General features: G+C 72.6%; 18 protein-coding genes and 1 pseudogene. 15 read left to right on the top strand and 4 right to left on the bottom strand.

The window, feature by feature from the left end:
* The 10 genes from QCN29_RS34540 to QCN29_RS34495 all read left to right on the top strand — a co-directional run.
* Positions 1–555: response regulator (locus QCN29_RS34540; RefSeq protein WP_279933132.1), on the top strand; the 555-nt coding region annotated here is incomplete at its 5' end.
* Positions 556–858: 303 nt separating this feature from the next.
* Positions 859–1,539 carry a response regulator gene (locus tag QCN29_RS34535; protein ID WP_279933131.1) on the top strand — a complete coding sequence of 227 codons (681 nt, stop codon included), beginning with the start codon at positions 859–861 and terminating at the stop codon, positions 1,537–1,539.
* A gap of 127 nt (positions 1,540–1,666) precedes the next feature.
* Positions 1,667–4,450, top strand: coding sequence for a DNA translocase FtsK (locus tag QCN29_RS34530; protein ID WP_279933130.1), 2,784 nt, complete (start codon positions 1,667–1,669; stop codon positions 4,448–4,450).
* A 211-nt stretch (positions 4,451–4,661) separates the two neighbouring features.
* The gene (locus tag QCN29_RS34525; protein WP_279933129.1) at positions 4,662–5,528 is read left to right on the top strand and encodes a helix-turn-helix domain-containing protein; all 867 of its coding nucleotides are present in this window, start codon (positions 4,662–4,664) and stop codon (positions 5,526–5,528) included.
* Between the two features lie 81 nt (positions 5,529–5,609).
* Positions 5,610–7,121 carry a 30S ribosomal protein S12 methylthiotransferase RimO gene (gene rimO, locus QCN29_RS34520; protein WP_279933127.1) on the top strand — a complete coding sequence of 504 codons (1,512 nt, stop codon included), beginning with the start codon at positions 5,610–5,612 and terminating at the stop codon, positions 7,119–7,121.
* Positions 7,118–7,792, top strand: a complete 675-nt coding sequence (gene pgsA, locus QCN29_RS34515) for a CDP-diacylglycerol--glycerol-3-phosphate 3-phosphatidyltransferase (protein WP_279933126.1) — start codon at positions 7,118–7,120, stop codon at positions 7,790–7,792. Before rimO ends, pgsA begins: the two co-directional genes overlap by 4 nt.
* Complete coding sequence (locus tag QCN29_RS34510) at positions 7,789–8,298, top strand: CinA family protein (RefSeq protein WP_279933124.1); 510 nt, start codon at positions 7,789–7,791, stop codon at positions 8,296–8,298. Before pgsA ends, QCN29_RS34510 begins: the two co-directional genes overlap by 4 nt.
* A gap of 109 nt (positions 8,299–8,407) precedes the next feature.
* A complete protein-coding gene (locus QCN29_RS34505) occupies positions 8,408–8,800 on the top strand; it encodes a helix-turn-helix domain-containing protein (protein WP_240137929.1) in 393 nt (130 codons plus the stop codon).
* Positions 8,801–8,992: 192 nt separating this feature from the next.
* The gene (locus QCN29_RS34500) at positions 8,993–9,463 is read left to right on the top strand and encodes a Dps family protein (protein WP_279933122.1); all 471 of its coding nucleotides are present in this window, start codon (positions 8,993–8,995) and stop codon (positions 9,461–9,463) included.
* 88 nt (positions 9,464–9,551) lie between these two features.
* Entirely contained in the window at positions 9,552–9,788 is a 237-nt protein-coding gene (locus QCN29_RS34495) for a hypothetical protein (RefSeq protein WP_279933120.1), read from the top strand.
* Here the strand turns inward: QCN29_RS34495 and QCN29_RS34490 are convergent.
* Genes QCN29_RS34490 through QCN29_RS34480 form a run of 3 tightly spaced genes read right to left on the bottom strand, consistent with a single transcriptional unit; the run spans position 9,736 to position 16,062 of the window.
* Positions 9,736–10,515, bottom strand: a complete 780-nt coding sequence (locus QCN29_RS34490; protein WP_279933119.1) for an SDR family NAD(P)-dependent oxidoreductase — start codon at positions 10,513–10,515, stop codon at positions 9,736–9,738. The genes QCN29_RS34495 and QCN29_RS34490 overlap by 53 nt on opposite strands.
* A gap of 32 nt (positions 10,516–10,547) precedes the next feature.
* Positions 10,548–11,369, bottom strand: a complete 822-nt coding sequence (locus QCN29_RS34485) for an Fpg/Nei family DNA glycosylase (protein WP_279933118.1) — start codon at positions 11,367–11,369, stop codon at positions 10,548–10,550.
* 55 nt (positions 11,370–11,424) lie between these two features.
* On the bottom strand, positions 11,425–16,062 hold the full coding sequence (locus QCN29_RS34480) for an ATP-dependent helicase (protein ID WP_279933116.1): 4,638 nt from the start codon (positions 16,060–16,062) through the stop codon (positions 11,425–11,427).
* A gap of 195 nt (positions 16,063–16,257) precedes the next feature.
* On the opposite strand from QCN29_RS34480, the gene QCN29_RS34475 reads away from it, so the two are divergent.
* From QCN29_RS34475 to QCN29_RS34465, 3 genes are read left to right on the top strand one after another with little or no spacing between them, the layout of a single operon-like run.
* Positions 16,258–17,157: an AraC family transcriptional regulator gene (locus QCN29_RS34475; RefSeq protein WP_279933114.1), complete on the top strand. Its 900-nt coding sequence runs from the start codon at positions 16,258–16,260 to the stop codon at positions 17,155–17,157.
* 40 nt (positions 17,158–17,197) lie between these two features.
* Positions 17,198–17,929 carry an AzlC family ABC transporter permease gene (locus QCN29_RS34470; RefSeq protein WP_279933133.1) on the top strand — a complete coding sequence of 244 codons (732 nt, stop codon included), beginning with the start codon at positions 17,198–17,200 and terminating at the stop codon, positions 17,927–17,929.
* A complete protein-coding gene (locus tag QCN29_RS34465) occupies positions 17,926–18,234 on the top strand; it encodes an AzlD domain-containing protein (RefSeq protein WP_279933112.1) in 309 nt (102 codons plus the stop codon). Before QCN29_RS34470 ends, QCN29_RS34465 begins: the two co-directional genes overlap by 4 nt.
* 421 nt (positions 18,235–18,655) lie before the next feature.
* Here QCN29_RS34465 and QCN29_RS34460 read toward each other — a convergent pair whose 3' ends face one another.
* Entirely contained in the window at positions 18,656–19,591 is a 936-nt protein-coding gene (locus QCN29_RS34460) for a hypothetical protein (RefSeq protein ID WP_279933111.1), read from the bottom strand.
* Between the two features lie 79 nt (positions 19,592–19,670).
* On the opposite strand from QCN29_RS34460, the gene QCN29_RS34455 reads away from it, so the two are divergent.
* Complete coding sequence (locus tag QCN29_RS34455) at positions 19,671–19,865, top strand: DUF3046 domain-containing protein (RefSeq protein WP_240137920.1); 195 nt, start codon at positions 19,671–19,673, stop codon at positions 19,863–19,865.
* 58 nt (positions 19,866–19,923) lie between these two features.
* Positions 19,924–20,197: pseudogene (locus QCN29_RS34450) on the top strand (protease); the annotation flags it as partial.

Below are 20,197 nucleotides of genomic sequence, written 5' to 3'. Positions count from 1 at the left end.
CCGGGACCCGGCGCGCTCTTCCGGCGTCGCCGGGGCGCGCCCGGCGCGACCTCGGGGCAGCGGCCCTCGCTGCCCGGCCAGCCGGCCGCGACCGAGCCCGGCGCGGCCCAGCCCGTGCACGGCCAGCGAGCGGGCGCGACCGGCCAGGAGGCGTCCGAGCCGCGGCGGTCGTTCGTCTTCGACGGTGAGAAGGTGCTGATCGTCGATGACGACATCCGCAATGTCTTCGCGCTCACCAGCGTGCTGGAGCAGCACGGTCTGTCGGTGCTGTATGCGGAGAACGGCCGCGAGGGCATCGAAGTCCTGGAGCAGCACGACGATGTGACCGTCGTTCTGATGGACATCATGATGCCGGAGATGGACGGGTACGCGACGACGACCGCGATCCGCCGGATGCCGCAGTTCGCAGGTCTGCCGATCATCGCGCTGACGGCGAAGGCGATGAAGGGGGACCGGGAGAAGGCGATCGAGTCCGGTGCGTCTGACTATGTGACGAAGCCGGTGGACCCCGACCATCTGCTGTCGGTGATGGACCAGTGGATGAGCCCGCAGTGACCCCGGGGGCTCCGCCCCCGGGGTGCGGGGCCGTGTCGGTCGCGGGCGGGGCCGGCGACTGACTCGCTGTGCCCACGGAGGCTTGGGATCCCGGCAATCGGGGAACCTTCTGGTCTTCCGCTACGTTTCTGCTACGTGCACAGTGACATCGCGGTGACAGGGTGTGGCGGCAGCCGGGGTGCGGCTACCATGACCGGCACAAGGACGGGCGGCGTAAGGGAGCCGTCCCCTGGGGCGGCGCCCGGTGCGTCCCCCGGCTCGGCGAGCTGGGGCGACCCCAAACCGGGGCGAGGAGGACGGGCCATGGTGCAGAAGGCCAAGATCCTCCTGGTCGATGACCGGCCGGAGAATCTGCTGGCGCTGGAGGCCATCCTCTCTGCGCTCGATCAGACGCTGGTGCGGGCATCGTCAGGGGAGGAAGCGCTCAAGGCGCTGCTGACAGACGACTTCGCGGTCATTCTTCTGGACGTCCAGATGCCGGGCATGGACGGATTCGAGACGGCCGCGCACATCAAGCGCCGCGAGCGGACCCGTGACATCCCCATCATCTTCCTGACGGCCATCAACCACGGTCCCCACCACACCTTCCGGGGATACGCGGCAGGCGCCGTCGACTACATCTCCAAGCCGTTCGACCCCTGGGTGCTCCGCGCGAAGGTCTCGGTCTTCGTCGAGCTGTACATGAAGAACTGCCAACTGCGCGAGCAGGCGGCGCTGCTGCGGCTCCAGCTGGAGGGCAGCGCTCAGTCGGGCGCGGGGGACCCCAAGGAGCCCGCCGGGCTGCTCGCCGAACTGTCGGCGCGGCTCGCGGCGGTTGAGGAGCAGGCAGAAGCGCTCTCCAAACAGCTCGACGACGACTCGGCGGACGCCGCAGCCGTCGCCACCGCCGCACATCTCGAGCGCAAGCTCACCGGACTGCGGCGGGCACTGGACGCCCTGGAGCCCGGTGCGGGAGGCGCATCCGCTCTGCCGTCGCAGAGCTGACGGACACACCGGACGATCCGGGACGTTTGACCGCGCGTCAACTTCTCCACCACATCAGTAGCGACACGAACGGGTGAAGCAGTGGGCACGCGTGTCCACCGCCGTCGACACCGGTAACCTCACTGCCATGGCCTCACGTACGTCCGGTACAGGTTCCCAGGGCACGGCGGGCACCGCGAAGCCGCGCGCCGGCCGTACGACCGGTGCTGCCGCGAAGAAGGCGGCGCCCGCGAAGAAGTCCGCCCCCGCGAAGAAGACGGCAGCCAAGAAGGCGCCCGCGAAGAAGGCGCCGGCGAAGAAGGCCGCCGCCCCCAAGCCCGCACCGTCCCCGACCTCTGGCGTGTACCGGCTCGCCCGCGCCGTCTGGCTGGGTCTCGCCCATGCCGTCGCCGCCCTCTTCCGCGGCATAGGGCGGGGCGCGAAAGGGCTCGACCCGGCCCACCGCAAGGACGGCCTGGCGCTGCTTCTCCTCGGGCTCGCCCTGATCGTCGCCGCCGGCACCTGGGCGCATCTGAACGGCCCGGTCGGCGATCTCGTCGAAATGCTGGTGACCGGGGCATTCGGCAGGCTCGATCTGCTCGCGCCGATACTGCTCGGCGCGATCTCCGTACGCCTGTTCCTCTATCCCGAGAAGCCCGAGGCCAACGGCCGCATCGTCATCGGCCTGTCCGCCCTGGTCGTCGGCGTCCTCGGCCAGGTCCACATCGCCTGCGGCTCCCCGGGGCGCAGCGAGGGCACGGACGCGATGCAGGACGCCGGCGGCCTGGTCGGCTGGGCCGCGTCCAAGCCGCTGATCTTCATGATGGGGGAGGTCCTCGCCGTACCGCTGCTGCTTCTGCTGACGTTCTTCGGGCTGCTGGTCGTCACCGCGACGCCCGTCAACGCCATTCCGCAGCGGCTGAGGGTGCTCGGCTCCAGGCTGGGCCTGGTGGACGCCCCGTACGACCCGGCGGCCGATCCGATCGCCACGGACGACGACGAGCGCTACGAGCAGCAGTGGCGCGGGGCCCTGCCCGCGGGCGCCCGCCGCAGGTCCACGGCGCGCAGGTCCGGCGCTCCGGCGGGGGAGGACCCCGGCCGGGCCGAGGAGGAAGCGTTCTCACAGCGCCGTCGGAAGGGCGGGCGGACGCCCGCCGAACCCGCACTGGGCCGTCCGATGGACGCCGTCGACGTGGCCGCGGCCGCCGCCGCGTCCCTGGACGGGGCCGTGCTGAACGGCCTGCCGCCCTCCCCGCTCGTCGCCGGTCTCACCAGGGATGTGACGGCCGACCGCGAGCGGGCCGCGAGCTCCGTGCCGGGTGCGCGCGAGCCCGAGGGCGCCGGCTCCGCCACGCAGGGCCGCGGGGGTTCGTCCGTACCGGATCTGACCAAGCCCGCGCCCGACGAGTCCTCCCAGCTCTTGCCGCCCCGCGCCGAGCAGCTCCAGCTGTCCGGGGACATCACCTACTCGCTGCCCTCGCTCGATCTGCTGGAGCGGGGCGGCCCGGGCAAGTCGCGCAGCGCGGCGAACGACGCCATCGTCGCCGCGCTGACGAACGTGTTCGCGGAGTTCAAGGTCGACGCCGCCGTCACCGGCTTCACCCGCGGCCCGACGGTGACCCGGTACGAGGTCGAGCTCGGCCCGGCCGTCAAGGTCGAGCGGATCACCGCGCTGACCAAGAACATCGCCTACGCCGTCGCCAGCCCGGATGTGCGGATCATCTCGCCGATCCCCGGCAAGTCCGCCGTCGGCATCGAGATCCCCAACACGGACCGGGAAATGGTCAAGCTCGGCGACGTGCTGCGGCTCGCGGACGCGGCCGGGGACGAGCACCCGATGCTGGTGGCGCTGGGCAAGGACGTCGAGGGCGGCTACGAGATGGCCAATCTGGCGAAGATGCCGCATGTGCTGGTCGCCGGAGCGACCGGATCGGGCAAGTCGTCCTGCATCAACTGCCTGATCACCTCGATCATGGTGCGGGCCACCCCGGAGGACGTGCGGATGGTCCTCATCGACCCCAAGAGGGTGGAACTGACCGCCTACGAGGGCATTCCACATCTGATCACCCCGATCATCACCAACCCCAAGCGGGCGGCCGAGGCCCTCCAGTGGGTCGTTCGGGAGATGGATCTGCGTTACGACGATCTCGCCGCATACGGCTACCGCCATATCGACGACTTCAACCAGGCCGTGCGCAGCGGCAAGGTCAAGCCGCCCGAAGGCGGCGAGCGTGAGCTGCAGCCCTACCCGTATCTGCTGGTCATCGTGGACGAGCTGGCGGATCTGATGATGGTCGCGCCGCGCGACGTCGAGGACGCGATCGTGCGGATCACCCAGCTGGCGCGGGCGGCGGGCATCCATCTGGTGCTCGCCACCCAGCGGCCGTCCGTCGACGTCGTCACCGGTCTGATCAAGGCGAACGTGCCCTCACGGCTCGCCTTCGCCACCTCCTCGCTCGCGGACAGCCGCGTCATCCTCGACCAGCCCGGCGCCGAGAAGCTCATCGGCAAGGGCGACGGTCTGTTCCTGCCGATGGGCGCCAACAAGCCCACCCGGATGCAGGGCGCCTTCGTCACGGAGGAGGAGATCGCGGCCGTCGTCCAGCACTGCAAGGACCAGATGGCCCCGGTCTTCCGGGAGGACGTCGTGGTCGGCGGCAAGCAGAAGAAGGAGATCGACGAGGACATCGGCGACGATCTGGATCTGCTGTGCCAGGCCGCCGAACTGGTGGTGTCCACCCAGTTCGGCTCCACCTCCATGCTCCAGCGGAAACTGCGCGTCGGCTTCGCCAAGGCCGGGCGGCTGATGGATCTGATGGAGTCGCGGAACATCGTGGGGCCGAGCGAAGGCTCAAAGGCGCGTGATGTTCTTGTGAAGGCCGATGAGCTGGATGGAGTGCTCGCCGTCATACGCGGGGAGGCTCACTCATAAGGGTTTGTCGGGCAACCGTTTCCCTTGGTTGCACGTCCAGTTGGAGGGAGGGAAAGCTCGATCCCCCACGATGACCCCGAAACGCTCCTGCCAGCGGGATGTCCGGCCATTCCGATGGCGTACAAACTTCGTCCGCCCGGTTGCCCCACCCTTTCGCCCCACTCATAGACTGAACCTCCAGCAGGTGGCTACACGCTCGAAAGGCGCCCCCGTGTCCATCGGCAACTCCCCCGAAGACGACCGCCCTTCCGTCGAAGAGGACCAGCCTTCGGCCGAACATGAACAGCCTTCGGTCGAACCCGATCAGCCGTCGATCGGCCGTGCCCTTCAGCAGGCCCGTGTCGAAGCGGGCATGACGGTCGACGAGGTCAGTACCTCCACCCGGGTGCGCATCCCCATCGTGCACGCGATCGAACAGGACGACTTCTCCCGCTCCGGCGGCGATGTGTACGCCCGCGGCCACATCCGCATGATCGCCCGCGCGGTCGGGGTCGACCCCGCCCCCCTGATCACGCAGTTCGACGGCGAGCACGGCGGCCGGCCGACGCCCACGCCCGCCGCGCCGCTGTTCGAGGCCGAGCGGATCCGCCCCGAGCCGCGCCGGCCCAACTGGACGGCGGCCATGGTCGCGGCCATCGTCGCCGTGATCGGCTTCGTCGGCTTCACCCTCTTCAGCGGCGACGACGGCGGCGGCAAGAGCAGCACCGTCGCCGAGGGCCCCTCGCCCGAGCAGAAGCCGGCGACCAAGGCGCCGGCCAGCAAGCCCGCCGACCCCAAGCCCGAGCCCTCGGACAGCGCCATCGCCGCCGTGCCCAAGGACAAGGTCACGGTCAAGCTCTCCGTCGTCGAGGACAAGAGCTGGATCTCGGCCAAGTCGCACAACGGCAAGCTGCTCTTCGACGGCACACTGCGAAAGGGCGATTCCAAGACATTCCAGGACGACGAGCGCATCGATCTGATCCTTGGCAACGCCGGGGCGATCGAGCTGTATGTCAACGGCAAGCAGGTCGACGACGACTTCAAGTCGGGCCAGGTCGAGCGGCTGTCGTTCACCAAGGGCGACCCCGAGGCCGGCTGACGGGCGGGCTGACGGGCCTCCCGGGGTCCTGGGGAGCCCTCGCGGCGGGGGTGACGGTCGGGACAAAGTAGTCTTGAGTCCATGCCCGAACGCCGTACCGTCGCCCTTGTCACACTCGGCTGCGCCCGTAACGAGGTGGACTCGGAGGAGCTCGCAGGCCGCCTGGCAGCGGACGGCTGGCAGCTCGTCGAGGACGCCGCCGATGCGGATGTCGCCGTCGTCAACACCTGCGGTTTCGTCGAGGCCGCCAAGAAGGACTCCGTCGACGCCCTGCTGGAGGCGAACGACCTCAAGGACCACGGCAGGACCCAGGCCGTGGTCGCCGTCGGCTGTATGGCCGAGCGGTACGGCAAGGATCTGGCCGAGGCGCTGCCCGAGGCGGACGGCGTCCTCGGCTTTGACGACTACGCCGACATCTCCGACCGGCTGCAGACCATCCTCAGCGGCGGGATCCATGCCGCGCACACCCCGCGTGACCGGCGCAAGCTGCTGCCGCTGAGCCCGGCAGAGCGCCAGGGTGCCACCGATGTGGCCCTGCCCGGACACGCCCAGGAACCCGCCCCGCAGGAATCCGCCCCCGCCGACCTCCCGGAGGGCGTCGCCCCGGTGTCCGGCCCGCGCGCCCCGCTGCGCAGACGGCTCGGCTCCAGCCCGGTCGCCTCCGTCAAGCTCGCCTCCGGCTGCGACCGGCGCTGCTCCTTCTGCGCGATCCCCTCCTTCCGCGGCTCCTTCATCTCGCGCCGCCCGAGCGATGTGCTCGGTGAGACGCGCTGGCTGGCCGAGCAGGGCGTCAAGGAGATCATGCTGGTCTCCGAGAACAACACCTCGTACGGCAAGGACCTGGGCGACATCCGGCTGCTGGAGACCCTGCTGCCCGAGCTTGCGGCCGTGGACGGCATCGAGCGCGTCCGGGTCAGCTATCTGCAGCCCGCCGAGATGCGCCCCGGGCTGATCGACGTCCTCACCTCGACCGAGAAGATCGCCCCGTACTTCGATCTGTCCTTCCAGCACTCCGCGCCCGGGGTGCTGCGCGCCATGCGCCGCTTCGGCGACACCGAGCGCTTCCTGGAACTGCTGGAGACGATCCGCGGCAAGGCGCCGCAGGCCGGGGTGCGGTCCAACTTCATCGTCGGCTTCCCCGGCGAGACCGAGGCGGACTTCGCCGAGCTGGAGCGCTTCCTCAACGGCGCCCGCCTGGACGCCGTGGGAGTCTTCGGATACTCCGACGAGGAGGGCACCGAGGCCGTGACATATGAGGGCAAACTGCCCGGCGACGTCATCGCCGAGCGGCTGGAGCACCTGTCGCGGCTGGCCGAGGAGCTGACCGCGCAGCGCGCGGAAGAGCGCCTGGGCGAAACCCTCAGCGTGCTCGTCGAGTCCGTCGACGAGTCCGTCGACGCCGATGACGGCGAGTACGCGGCCGTGGGGCGCGCCGCGCACCAGGCGCCCGAGACCGATGGCCAGGTGCTCTTCACCGCCGGTGAGGGCCTTGTGCCGGGCCTTATGGTCGAGGCCAAGGTCGTCGGCACGGAAGGTGTCGATCTGGTGGCGGAGCGGCTTGGCGGCGAAAGGCTTGAGGAGGCGGGCAGGTGACCGGAGTCCCGGCATCCGCGGCGGGCGGCGCGGGGAGGCCGGCGCCCGGCGGCAAGCTGGGTGCTGCGGCCGTCAACCAGGCCAGCCTGTGGAACATCGCCAACATACTCACCATGGTCCGGCTGCTGCTGGTGCCCGGCTTCGTGGTGCTGATGCTGCAGGACGGCGGATACGACCCGGTCTGGCGCGCCTGGGCTTGGGCCGCGTTCGCCGTGGCCATGATCACCGATGTCTTCGACGGCCACCTGGCGCGTACGTACAACCTGGTCACCGACTTCGGGAAGATCGCCGACCCGATCGCCGACAAGGCGATCATGGCAGCCGGACTGCTGTGCCTGTCGGCCCTCGAGGAACTTCCGTGGTGGGTGACCGGTGTGATCCTCTTCCGCGAGCTGGGCATCACCCTGATGCGGTTCTGGGTGATCCGGCACGGCGTCATCCCGGCCAGCCGCGGCGGCAAGATGAAAACCCTCGCACAAGGCACGGCCGTGGGGATGTACGTGCTCGCGCTCACCGGCCCGCTGGCCACGCTGCGCTTCTGGGTGATGGCGGTAGCCGTCGTGCTGACGGTCGCCACCGGTCTCGACTACGTCCGGCAGGCCGTCGTGCTCCGCCGCAGGGGGCTCGCCGCCCAGCGGACGGCGGGTGCACGCGAGGGGGGCCACGCGTGAGTGCAGCGGCCCGTGTGCTGGCGCTGCTTGCGGAGCGTGGCGAGACCCTGGCCGTCGCGGAGTCCTTCACCGGCGGGCTGGTCGCCGCCGAGCTGACCGCCGTCCCGGGGGCCTCCCGGACTTTCCGGGGCTCGGTCACGGCCTATGCGACGGCCCTGAAGAAGGATCTCCTGGGCGTCGACGGAACGCTCCTGGCGGAGCGCGGGGCGGTGGATCCGGATGTGGCCGCGCAGATGGCGGCGGGTGTACGGCGTGCCCTGGGGGCGGGGTGGGGGCTGGCGACCACGGGGGTCGCGGGTCCCGATCCACAGGACGGGGCCCCCGTCGGAACGGTGTTTCTGGCCGTTTCGGGGCCGGATGGCCAAGAGAAAGTGGCCGCGCTGCGATTGAACGGCGACCGGGCGGAAATCCGTATGGAGAGTGTACGGAGCGTGCTCGAGCTGCTCTTCGGCGAACTGCACGACAATGCGCGGGCACAGGATACGGAACAGAACGGGGGGACTTGATGTTTGCAGCCCTGAGTGAACACGACATCGCTCCCCGCACGGCCGCGGCGCGAGGCGGTACGGTGGGGCGTGAAGGATGCGGTTTCGCGGTCCGAGGAGGGAGCCACCGATGATTCTGCTCCGTCGCCTGCTGGGTGACGTGCTGCGTCGGCAGCGCCAGCGCCAGGGCCGTACTCTGCGCGAAGTCTCCTCGTCCGCCCGAGTTTCGCTCGGCTATCTCTCCGAGGTGGAACGGGGGCAGAAGGAGGCTTCCTCCGAGCTGCTCTCCGCGATCTGCGACGCGCTTGACGTACGGATGTCCGAGCTTATGCGCGAAGTGAGCGATGAGCTGTCGCTGGCTGAGCTGGCAGAGTCGGCAGCGGCGAGCGAGCCGGTGCCCGCGCCAGTGCGCCCGATGCTGAACCCGCTCAACCCCGTCTCTGTGACCTCGGTGACGGGGGTGCCAACGGAGCGAGTGACGATCAAGGCGCCTGCCGAGGCGGTGGACGTCGTCGCGGCCTGAGCGGCCTGCCTGATCCGTACGGTGTGGTTTGGGGCGGGGCCCCGGTAGGTACTTAACGTGCCTGGCCGGGGCCTTTGTCATTCCGGTGGAGTCGCGGCTGCCGTTCCGCGCTCCGGCGCTCTTCCCGAATGCCCGTTTTGGTGCGTTCGTGTCATGGTGGGACGGTAGCGGCGAACCGAGTGGAGGACACGGATGTCTGTCGTGAAGAGCCCCCTGTCCCAGGCGGATCTCAAGACCGTCGGCGAAGCCCTGCGCGGCGCGCTCGTGGATCTGGTGGACCTCGCCCTGGTGGCCAAGCAGGTCCACTGGAACGTCGTCGGGCCCCGCTTCCGGTCCATCCATCTGCAGCTCGACGAGGTGGTGGCCACGGCCCGGCAGCACTCCGACACGGTGGCCGAGCGGGCCTCGGCGATCGGCGTCACTCCGGACGGCCGAGCCGCGACCGTGGCGTCGCAGAGCGCCATCGCCGCCGCCCCGGACGGCTGGATCAAGGACGTCGACGCCGTGCAGACGCTGGTGGACGGGCTCGCCGCGGTGATCGGGCGGATGCGCGAGCGCATCGACGCGACCGCGGAGCCCGACCCGGTGAGTCAGGACATTCTGATCGGGCTCACCGCCGACCTCGAGAAGCACGCCTGGATGTTCCAGGCGGAGAGCGTCTAGCGGAAGCGCCGGACCCGCCCTTGTGCGCCCTCCCGGCGGCCGTCGCGCCGGAATAGCGTGGGCGCGCCGGGGGCCGGAGGAGGCAGCCATGTCCATACGCGGGGTGTCCTTCGGCCCTGCGGCGCTCGGGCTCCTGGGCGGGGCGCTGTGGTGGTGGGCGGTGCTGCGCTGGGCGCTCGTACCGGATCGGACCGGGTTGGTGGAGGCGACCGTCGCCGCGGGCGGATGGGGGCTGAGCCTGCTGCCGGTGCATGTGACAGCGGCACGGAGGGTCACCAGGGCATCGCCACGCCGCCGTTCGGGCGCAGGATCTGGCCCGTCGTGAAGGCGGAGGCGTCCGAGGCCAGATAGAGCGCCGTATGGGCGACGTCCTGGGGTTCGCCGACCCGGCCCAGCGGGGACATCCGGGCCAGCGCCGCCTCGGTCCGGCGCCGGTGGGCCTCGTCATGGCGGTCGGTCATGGGGGTGCGGACCCAGCCGGGGGCCACGGCGTTGACGCGGATTCCCATGGGGCCAAGCTCGGTGGCCAGTGTCCTGGTCAGCTGGACGACCGCCGCCTTGGAGACGCTGTAGCAGAGCAGCCCGGATTGGGCGGCGTCGACCGCGCCCGAGGCCATCGTGACGAGCGAGCCGCCCCGGCCGCCTGCCGCGATCATGACGCGGGCCGCCTCCTGGCAGGCATACAGCACCCCCTTGAAGTTGACCCCCATCACACGGTCCAGATCCTCGTCCCGGGTCTGAAGAACCCGGCCGCTGTGCATGATGCCCGCGATCGCGGCCATGACGTCGAGCCGCCCGGTCTCCTCGGCCGCACGGTCGACTGCCGCGCTGAGCAGTGTGCGGTCCGTGACGTCGACGGTGTGCACGGAGGCGAGGCCTCCGGCGTCCCGGATCAGCGCCTGTGTCTCGGACAGGCCCTTCTCGTCGACGTCGGCGCAGTGGACGGCTGCCCCCGCCTCGGCCAGCAGGGCGGCGCAGGCGCGTCCGATGCCGCCGGCGGCGCCGGTGACGAACGCGGTCCGGCCGGTCAGGTCGTACGCGGTCAGGCCCATTCCGGGACCGTACGAGAGAAACTGACGACCCGTCAATAAGTTGGATGCGGCTGGCAGACAGGACACCAGAACACGGGGCGGGTACGGCCGGCTCCGCGCGCCGCGGGCTGGTCGGGCTCGTCGGCCCTGCGGATCGGGGCTCCGCACCGCAGACAGGGCAGGCCCTCCCGCCCATAGACGTACAGCCGGGGCGCCTGCGCCCTCGGCCCCGATGTGGTGCGCCGTTCCGTGCGGGTCTTGTTGGCCTCCAGGAGACGGTGCGCGGTGGCGACGAGCCGCTCGGGGATGCCGTCGGGCAGCTCGCCGACGGGCAGCCACGGGCTCACCCGGGCCAGGAAGGCGAGCTCCGAGCGGTAGACATTGCCGATTCCCGCGAGATTGCGCTGGTCCAGCAACGCCTCCCCGAGAGGGCGGGCGGGGTCGGCGGTCAGATGCGCCGCCGCCGTGCCCGGATCCCAGTCCGGGCCCAGCAGATCCGGTCCGAGATGCCCCACCGCCGTGCCCTCGTCCGCGGTCCGCATCAGCTCCAGCACCGGAAGCCGGTAGCCGACCGCGGTGTCCGCCCGCGTGCCGAGGACCGCCCTGATCTGATGCGCGGGCCCTCCGCGCCAGCGCTCCCCGGCCGGGTACACCTGCCAGGAGCCGTCCATCCGCAGATGCGAGTGCAGCGTGACGCCGCCCTCGACGCGGGTGAGCAGGTGCTTGCCGCGGGAGACGACGTCGAGCACCGTGTGCCCGGTGAGATCAGCGGTCGCATGGCGCGGCACCCGCAGATCGAACCGCACCAGCACGTGCCCCGCGAGGGCGCGGCGCAGACGGTGAGCGGTCAGCCAGACGGTGTCTCCTTCGGGCATGCCCCCATCATGCTCCGGGGGCTCCGCGCCCGGAGCAGGCGGACCCGCACCGGCGTCACGGCCGCAGCCGCAAGCCCCTCGGCGTGGCGTGGAAGCCCGCGGACTCCAGCGGCCGGGACAGCGGCGACGTCAGGGCCGCGACGCCATTGGCCCGCTCCACCGTGACCGTGCCCAGAGCACCCGCCAACGCCGCCTCCGCCAGCGCCTCCGCCGCGGCGCGCAGCGCGGGATCGTCGGGGTCGTCGCGCCAGCACAGCAGCGTCCTGCCGCCGCGCTCCATGTAGAGGATCAGCTCGCCGTCGACGAGGACCACCAGGGAGCCCGCCTTGCGGCCCGGCTTGTGTCCTGCACCGGCGGGCGGATCCGGCCACGGCAGGGCCGCGCCGTAGGCATTGGCCGGGTCGGCCGCCGCCAGCACCACGCCGTGCGGCGTCTGTCGGCCCGCGCCTCTGTCCTGCGCCGCGGACGACGCCCGCAGCCGGTCCACCGCACCGTCCATGGCGAACTGGGCCGCCCCAAGGCCCTCCACCACATAGCCCCGGCGTGCCTGGCCGCTGTCCTCGAAGGCGGACAGGACGCGGTAGACCGCGGAGAAGCCTCCCTCGACGCCCTCGGCCGCCACCGCGCCCCGGGTTACCACCCCGTGCCGGTCCAGCAGCGTGCGGGCCAGGGCATGCGCCCGGTGCGTGGGGTCGGGTTCGGCGGCGGGCAGCAGCGACCACCGGCCGCTCACCGTCGGCGGGCCGTTGCGCGAGGCTGGGCGGGCCGCCGCGGTGAGACCGCTGTAGCGCCCCCGGGGGACCGTGCGCCGCGCCCGGTGCGCCGTGGAGCCGGCCGTCCGCCCCGAGCCGAGGAGCGACCGCAGCGGCGCCAGGGTGTCGTTGGTGAGCCGCCCGGACCACGCGAGGTCCCAGATCACGTCGGCCAACTGAGGGTCGGTGACGTCCGGGTGCGTGGTCGCCCGCACCTGGTCGGCGATCTGCCGGAAGAACAGCCCATAGCCGGGCGCGAGCGCCGCCAGCACGGCCTCGTGGAGCGCGGTCGGCTCCAGCGGATGCGGCGGGGGAAGCAGCAGCGGTGCGGCGTCGGCGAGATACAGGGAGACCCAGCCGTCCTTCCCGGGCAGTGCCCCCGCGCCCGCCCACACGACCTCGCCGGCAGTCGTCAGCTCGTCGAGAAGCCCCGGACCGTAACCGGAGACACGGGACGGCAGGATCAGCTTCTCCAGCGCGGAGGCGGGCACGGCCGCGCCCTGGAGCTGCTCGACGGCCCGCGCGAGGCCGTCGATGCCGCGCAGACCGCCCCCGCCGAGGTGCTGCCACTGCGGCAGGAAGGCGGCGAGAGCCGTCGGCGGGACCGGCTCCAGCTCCTGCCGCAGCGCGGCCAGCGAGCGACGGCGCAGTCTGCGCAGCACGGCCGCGTCGCACCATTCCTGACCGACGCCCGAGGGGTGGAACTCGCCTTCCACCACGCGGCCCGACGCGGCCAGCCGCTGCAGAGCGCCCTCGGTGACCGCCGTGCCCAGGCCGAAGCGGGCCGCGGCCTGTGCGGAGGTGAACGGCCCGTGCGTACGGGCGTACCGGGCGAGCAGATCGCCCAGCGGGTCCTTGACCGGCTCGGTGAACGCCTCGGGCACCCCCACGGGCAGTGCGGTGCCGAGAGCGTCCCGCAGCCGGCCGGCGTCCTCGACGGCCGCCCAGCAGTCCGCGCCCGCGATGCGCACCCGGATGGCCCGCCGGGCCGCCGCCAGCTCCTGCGCCCAGGCGGGGTCGGCTCCGCGCTCGGCCAGCTCGCCGGCGGTCAGCGGACCGAGCAGCCGCAGCAGGTCCGCGACGCCCTCCACGTCCTTGAGCCGGCGGTCCTCGGTGAGCCACTGGAGCTCGCTCTCCAGCTCGGTCAGCACGTCCGCGTCGAGCAGCTCGCGCAGCTCCGCCTGGCCCAGCAGCTCGGCCAGCAGCCGTGAGTCGAGCGAGAGGGCGGCGGCACGCCGTTCGGCGAGCGGTGAGTCGCCCTCGTACAGGAACTGGGCGACATAGCCGAACAGCAGCGACCGCGCGAACGGCGAGGGCTCAGGCGTGGTGACCTCGACCAGTCGGACCCGGCGGGACTCGATGTCGCCCATCAGCTCCGTCAGCCCGGGGACGTCGAAGACGTCCTGCAGGCACTCGCGGACGGCCTCCAGGACGATGGGGAACGAACCGAACTCGCTGGCCACCTGCAGCAGTTGCGCCGCCCGCTGGCGCTGCTGCCACAGCGGGGTGCGCTTGCCCGGACTGCGGCGGGGCAGCAGCAGCGCACGCGCCGCGCACTCCCGGAAGCGTGCCGCGAACAGCGCCGAGGACCCGACCTGATCGGTGACCAGCTGGCTGATCTCGCCCTTGTCGAAGACCGCGTCCCCCGCGCCGACCGGGGCCTGTTCGCTGTCGTACACCGTGTCCTGGTGAGCGGGGCCGGCCGGGTCCAGGTCGAGGAGGTCCAGGCCCATCAGGTCGGCGTCGGGCAGTCGCAGCACGATGCCGTCGTCCGCGTGCATCACCTGGGCGTCCATGCCGAACCGCTCGGTGAGCCTGGCGCCCAGCGCCAGCGCCCACGGCGCGTGCACCTGTGCGCCGAAAGGGGAGTGGATCACCACGCGCCAGTCGCCGAGCTCGTCCCGGAACCGCTCGACCAGGATCGTCCGGTCGTCCGGGACATGGCCGCAGGCCCGGCGCTGCTCCTCCAGATAGGCCAGCACGTTGTCCGCCGCCCAGGTGTCCAGACCGGCGGCCAGCAGCCGCAGCCGGGCGTCCTCCGCCGGCTGTCCGCCGATCTCCCGCAGGAACGCGCCCACGGCGCGGCCCAGCTCCAGCGGCCGGCCCAGCTGGTCGCCCTTCCAGAAGGGCAGCCGCCCGGGAACCCCGGGGGCGGGCGAGACGAGCACCCGGTCGCGGGTGATGTCCTCGATGCGCCACGACGTGGTGCCCAGGGTGAACACATCGCCCACCCGGGACTCGTACACCATCTCCTCGTCGAGCTCCCCGACCCGGCCGCCGCCCTTCTTGGGGTCGGACCCGGCGAGGAACACCCCGAACAGGCCGCGGTCCGGGATCGTCCCGCCGGAGGTGACCGCCAGGCGCTGCGCGCCTGGCCGGCCGGTGACCGTGCCCGCCACCCGGTCCCACACCACGCGCGGACGCAGCTCTGCGAACGCGTCGGACGGATAGCGGCCGGCGAGCATGTCCAGCACGGCCGTGAACGCCGACTCGGGCAGCGAGGCGAACGGGGCGGCCCGCCGCACCAGGGCCAGCAGATCGTCGAACTGCCAGGTGTCGAGCGCGACCATCGCCACCAACTGCTGGGCCAGCACGTCCAGGGGGTTGGCCGGGACGCGCATCGCCTCGATCGCCCCGCCGCGCATCCGCTCGGTGACGACGGCCGCCTGTACCAGATCGCCGCGGTACTTGGGGAAGACGACGCCTCTGGAGACCGCTCCCACCTGGTGGCCGGCGCGGCCCACCCGCTGCAGCCCCGAGGCGACGGACGGCGGCGACTCGACCTGCACCACCAGGTCCACCGCGCCCATGTCGATGCCCAGCTCCAGGCTGGAGGTGGCGACCACGGCGGGCAGTCTCCCCGCCTTGAGGTCCTCCTCGACCTGCGCCCGCTGCTCCTTGGAAACGGAGCCGTGGTGCGCACGGGCGAGGAGCGCGGGCGCGCCGTGCGCCGCGCCGGACTGCGCCATGATCTCTGCCGGGGGCGCCCCCTCGGGGAGGGCCTCGCCCACGGTGCGCTCGTACGCGATCTCGTTCAGCCGGTTGCACAGCCGCTCGGCGAGCCGTCGGGAGTTGGCGAACACGATCGTCGAGCGGTGCGCCTGGACCAGATCGGCGATCTTCTCCTCGACATGCGGCCAGATCGAGGGCCGCTCGCCGCCCGCCATGCCGTCGGCGTCGGCCGCGGGCGAGCCGCCCAGCTCGCCCAGATCCTCGACCGGGACGACCACGGACAGGTCGAACTCCTTGCCGGAGGGAGGCTGGACGATCTCCACCCGGCGCTGCGGGGACAGATATCGGGCCACCTCGTCCACCGGCCGCACCGTCGCCGACAGGCCGATCCGCCGGGCCGGGCGCGGCAGCAGCTCGTCGAGGCGCTCCAGCGACAGCGCCAGATGAGCGCCGCGCTTGGTCCCCGCGACCGCGTGGACCTCGTCGAGGATCACCGTCTCGACGCCGGTCAGCGCCTCGCGCGTGGCGGAGGTGAGCATCAGGAACAGCGACTCCGGCGTGGTGATCAGAATGTCCGGCGGGCGGGTGGCGAGGGCGCGCCGCTCTGCCGCCGGGGTGTCGCCGGAGCGGATGCCGACCCGCACGTCGGGCTCCGGCAGGCCCAGCCGCACCGACTCCTGCCGGATGCCGGTGAGCGGACTGCGGAGATTGCGCTCGACGTCCACCGCGAGCGCCTTCAGCGGAGACACATAGAGCACCCGGCAGCGCTTCTTCGCCTCGGCGGGCGGCGGCGTGGACGCCAGCCGGTCGAGGGCCGCGAGGAACGCCGCCAGGGTCTTGCCGGACCCGGTCGGGGCGACGACGAGAACGTCCGACCCTGCCTCAATGGCCTGCCAGGCGCCCTCCTGGGCCGCCGTGGGCGCGCTGAAGGCCCCCGTGAACCAGCTCCGGGTCGCGGGAGAGAAGGCGTCGAGCGCAGTCCTGGCCATGTCCCCCATCGTGCACCCCGCCACTGACAATCGGCCCCGCCGGCGGTGCCCGGCCGCCCGGCCGCCGCCTGCCTCCCCGCCGGTCCGCCCGCGGCCCCTCCGCAGTCCCTCCGCAGTCCCTCCGGGGCCGCCCGGGGGCCGTCCGCTCCATGGACACACAGACCGGGGGCCACGGCAGCGGCGCACAATGTCCGCATGGAGCGGCGGCAGACGCGGGACGAGTGGGCCAGGCACTGGCAGTACGAGGAGCTGCCGGGCCTCGATCTGCTGCGCGCCCGCTATGTCCGGCACTCCTTCCCCCGCCACAGCCACGAGTGCTTCACCTTCGGCGCGGTCAGCGGCGGCGTCGAGGACGTGAGCACGCCCGACGGCATGATCCAGGCGCGCCCCGGCACCGTCGTCATGATCAACCCGGAGGTGCCGCACGCCGCCCGGGCGGGGACGCCCGAGGGCTGGACGTACAGCACGCTCTACCCGTCCGTCGACCTCGTCGCCGACATCGCCGGGGACGTCACCGCGCTGCGCGGCACGCCCGCCTTCGCCGAGACCATCGTCGAGGACACGCACACGGCGGAGCTGATACGCGGTGTGCACCAGGCCGCCGAGCAGGGCAACGCGCTCGCCGCCGACAGTCTGCTGCGCGTCGCCGTCGCCCGGCTGCTCAGGCGTCACGGCACCACGGCGGCCGCGACGCCGGCCCCGCCCGCCGCAGGCGCCCGCGACGCCGCGCTCGCCCGCCGGCTCCTCCAGGAGCGGATGGCGGAGCCGCCCTCTCTGGAGCGTCTCGCACAGGAACTGGGAACCAGCCCGTTCGCTCTGCTGCGGGGGTTCAAGGCGGCTTACGGCATGCCGCCGCACACCTGGCTCACCAACGCGCGCGTCCGCCGCGCACGGCAGCTGCTGGACGCCGGGTCCGCACCGGCCGACGCCGCCGTCGCGGTCGGCTTCACCGACCAGCCGCATCTGAACCGGCACTTCACCCGGATCGTCGGCGTCACCCCGGGGGCTTACCGCAAGGAGCGCGCCGACCGGCGCGGCGGCCGTGGCGCGGAGGGTGCAAGAACGTACAAGACCGCAGGCGAGGACCCCGCGTAACGTCCGACGCGTGCCAGAACAGACAGTCTCCGCGGAACAGATATCCAGCGTCCCGGGCAGCCGGGAAGCCTGCCGGGACGCGACCGCCGCAAAGCCCGACGGCGCCGTCGTCCGGGACGCACTGGGCGTCGGGGTGGCCGTCGGCCTCTCCGGCTTCGCCTTCGGGGTGACCTCGGCCGGAGCGGGCCTGACCCTGCTCCAGACCTGTGCGCTCAGCCTGCTGGTGTTCACCGGGGCCTCGCAGTTCGCGCTGGTCGGCGCGATCGCGGCAGGCGGCAACCCGCTCACCGCCGCGGCCGGGGCCTTCTTCCTGGGCGTACGGAACACCTTCTACGGGCTGCGGCTGTCCCAACTGCTCGCCTTGCCGCCCTTCGTCCGCCCGCTCGCCGCGCACTGGGTGATCGACGAGACGGCCGCGGTCTCCCTGGCCCAGCCCACGCGGCGTGCGGCCCGGCTCGGCTTCACCGTGACCGGTCTGACGCTGTACGTGCTGTGGAATCTGACCACCCTCCTCGGGGCGCTCGGCGCCGAGGCGATCGGCGACACCGACGCCTGGGGGCTGGACGCCGCGGGCCCCGCCGTCTTCCTCGCGCTCCTCGCACCCATGCTGCGCACGGCCGCCGAGCGGGCCGTCGCCGCACTCGCCGTCGTCCTGGGGCTCGGCCTGCTGCCCGTGCTGCCCGCGGGCGTTCCGGTGCTCGCCGCGGCGCTGGCGGCGCCCGTCGTGCTCTGGCTCAAGGGGCGCGTCCCGGCGGGCGGTGAGGGCCGGTGAGCGTCTGGATCGCGATCGGGGCCACGGCCGTCGGCTGCTACCTCGTCAAGCTCGCCGGGCTCCTGGTACCCGCCCACGCCCTGGAGCGTCCCGTGGTGCAGCGGCTCGCCGCGCTGCTGCCCGTGGCGCTGCTGGCCGCGCTCACCGCGCAGCAGACGTTCAGCGTCGGCGGCGCGCTCGTCCTGGACGCCAGAGCCGCGGGCGTCGGGGCCGCAGGCCTGGCCCTCGCCCTGCGTGCCCCCTTCCTGGTGGTGGTCGGCGCGGCGGTGGCGGTGACCGCCGGGGTGCGGGCCCTCGGCGGCTGAGGCATATAGCGTCCCCCCGGCGCACCGGGGCGGCTCGCTCGCACGGACCGCGCCTTGCTCGGGGCGGCCGCATCGCTCCGGCCCCGGGCGCGGCTGCGGACCGCGCCCGCAGGGCGGGTAACGCTCCCGGCTAAGCGACGTGGCCATGTCACGCGTACGGCCGACGGACGTGCGTACGGCATCCGTCGCGGTCGGCGGATTGCCGTCCGCACAAGGCGGTCGTGCGGCGGGTGCGATGCGGTGCACATGGCGTGGCGGCGGTCGTCCGGCGGAATGCGACGCCGTGGCGCATCCGGCGGAGGGCGAGCCGACCGCGTGCGGGGCGACCGGGCAGCTCTCCCGCGTGTGCGGCACAGGCCCCGAGCGATCCGGAGCGATCCGGAGCGATCCCGAGCGGTCCGGAGCGGCCCCGAGCGACGGGTCAGCCGATGGCGCGGCCGTGCGCCCGCAGGCTCCGCAGCGCCTCGATCGTCACGATCGGGCGGGACTCCAGGGACGTGCTGGGCGCCCATTCCCGCCAGGTGATCGGCCAGCCGCCGTCGTCCCGCTGCCGCCCCGCCAGATGGTCCAGCGCGTCCGCCATCTCCTTGTCCGTGAACCAGCGGCGGGCCAGCGACTCCGGCGTCCTGGCGTAGTCGTACGCGAAGTGGTGCTCGCCCGGCGCGTAACCGGGCGCCACCGGGTAATCGCCCAGCCGCTTCGGGTCCAGCGCCACCAGCCGCTGCTCACGCGCCAGCCGTCCGAGCCGGTCCGCCGCGGCCTCGGCCCGCGACCGGTCCGGAGCGCCGTCCAGGAAGGCGACCGCGGCGTGGATCTCGTACGGATGGGACTTGTCCAGCGCGTCGACCGCGGCCCAGCAGAAGTCCGTCGCGCGGAACAGCCATGCGTGCCACACCTGGTTGCGGTGCAGCAGGCCCACGACCGGGCCGGTGGCGAGCAGCTCGCTCGGCGGGTGGTCGACGACGGGGATGAAGGGCGCGGACGGATACCTGCACTGGGAGGGGTGGACTGCGGGCAGCGCGCCCTCGGGTGTGGACACCTCCGTGAGATAGCGGCAGATGCGCTCCGCGCGCAGGCCGCCGCAGCGGCCGATGGAATCCAGGATGCGCAGTGCGTGCGCGGTGTGCAGCGGCTGGCTCACCGGGCCGCGCAGATCCGGTTCGAGGGCGTGGCCGTAGCCGCCGTCGTCGTTGAGGTAGGCGGACAGGGCGGTCTCCACGGCTTCCGAGCCGCCGCCCAGGAAGTGGTATGCGAACCTCCGCTGCTCCAGCACCCGGGCCGTGAGCCAGATGAAACGCTCGGCACGGGCGAGGGGGGACGCGGGTGGGGTCGCGGGGTGTGCTCCGGTTCCGGCCATGCTCCGACCGTAGGGCGAAAAGGGCGCCGGACAAGGCGGACGGACGCGGCTGCACTCTCAGGGGCGGGATACTGGCGTCATGCGGTTGACGACTTTCTGGGAGAGGATGGCCGAGCAATTCGGCGCGGCATATGCTGACTCGTTCGCGCGTGACCATGTGATGTCCGAGCTCGGCGGTCGCACGGTGAACGAGGCGCTGGCCGCCGGGTGGGAGGCGAAGGACGTCTGGCGCGGCGTCTGCGCCGCCGTCGGCGTCCCCGCGGACAAGCGGTGAGACGCATGCGACACGGTCCGGGCGAGGGATCGCCCGGACGGTAGGCGACACTTGCCGGGTGGCCGCGACCGACGAAACCGCACAGAACAACCCCGCCGACGACGCTCGGCGGGGGAGCCGGGTGAGCGCCGACGCCTCACCCGGCCCGACCGCCGCAACCGCCGAAGCCACCGCACCCGACAACAACGCTGTGGCCTGTGGGCCCGACGAGACGGCAGGGAGCAGGGGGCCTGCCGGGACCGCTGCGGCCGGCGCGGGGCAGCCCGCCGGCGCGGGCGGGGCCGTACCGGGAGCGCCGACCGCACCCCGCGCGCCGGGCGGCGCCGCGTCCG

The organism is Streptomyces chengmaiensis (assembly GCF_029846775.1).
Lineage (GTDB): Bacteria > Actinomycetota > Actinomycetes > Streptomycetales > Streptomycetaceae > Streptomyces > Streptomyces chengmaiensis.
Note: the sequence above shows the minus strand (reverse complement) of the source record. Positions and strands in the feature narration are given on the sequence as shown.

What these genes read in the sequence shown, in the direction of transcription:
- QCN29_RS34535 (WP_279933131.1), top strand. Translation starts at nt 859, where the DNA reads ATGGTGCAGAAGGCCAAGATCCTCCTGGTCGATGACCGGCCGGAGAAT.
- QCN29_RS34530 (WP_279933130.1), top strand. Translation starts at nt 1,667, where the DNA reads ATGGCCTCACGTACGTCCGGTACAGGTTCCCAGGGCACGGCGGGCACC.
- rimO (WP_279933127.1), top strand. Translation starts at nt 5,610, where the DNA reads ATGCCCGAACGCCGTACCGTCGCCCTTGTCACACTCGGCTGCGCCCGT.
- QCN29_RS34505 (WP_240137929.1), top strand. Translation starts at nt 8,408, where the DNA reads ATGATTCTGCTCCGTCGCCTGCTGGGTGACGTGCTGCGTCGGCAGCGC.
- QCN29_RS34500 (WP_279933122.1), top strand. Translation starts at nt 8,993, where the DNA reads ATGTCTGTCGTGAAGAGCCCCCTGTCCCAGGCGGATCTCAAGACCGTC.
- QCN29_RS34495 (WP_279933120.1), top strand. Translation starts at nt 9,552, where the DNA reads ATGTCCATACGCGGGGTGTCCTTCGGCCCTGCGGCGCTCGGGCTCCTG.
- QCN29_RS34490 (WP_279933119.1), bottom strand. Translation starts at nt 10,515, where the DNA reads ATGGGCCTGACCGCGTACGACCTGACCGGCCGGACCGCGTTCGTCACC.
- QCN29_RS34485 (WP_279933118.1), bottom strand. Translation starts at nt 11,369, where the DNA reads ATGCCCGAAGGAGACACCGTCTGGCTGACCGCTCACCGTCTGCGCCGC.
- QCN29_RS34480 (WP_279933116.1), bottom strand. Translation starts at nt 16,062, where the DNA reads ATGGCCAGGACTGCGCTCGACGCCTTCTCTCCCGCGACCCGGAGCTGG.
- QCN29_RS34475 (WP_279933114.1), top strand. Translation starts at nt 16,258, where the DNA reads ATGGAGCGGCGGCAGACGCGGGACGAGTGGGCCAGGCACTGGCAGTAC.
- QCN29_RS34460 (WP_279933111.1), bottom strand. Translation starts at nt 19,591, where the DNA reads ATGGCCGGAACCGGAGCACACCCCGCGACCCCACCCGCGTCCCCCCTC.
- QCN29_RS34455 (WP_240137920.1), top strand. Translation starts at nt 19,671, where the DNA reads ATGCGGTTGACGACTTTCTGGGAGAGGATGGCCGAGCAATTCGGCGCG.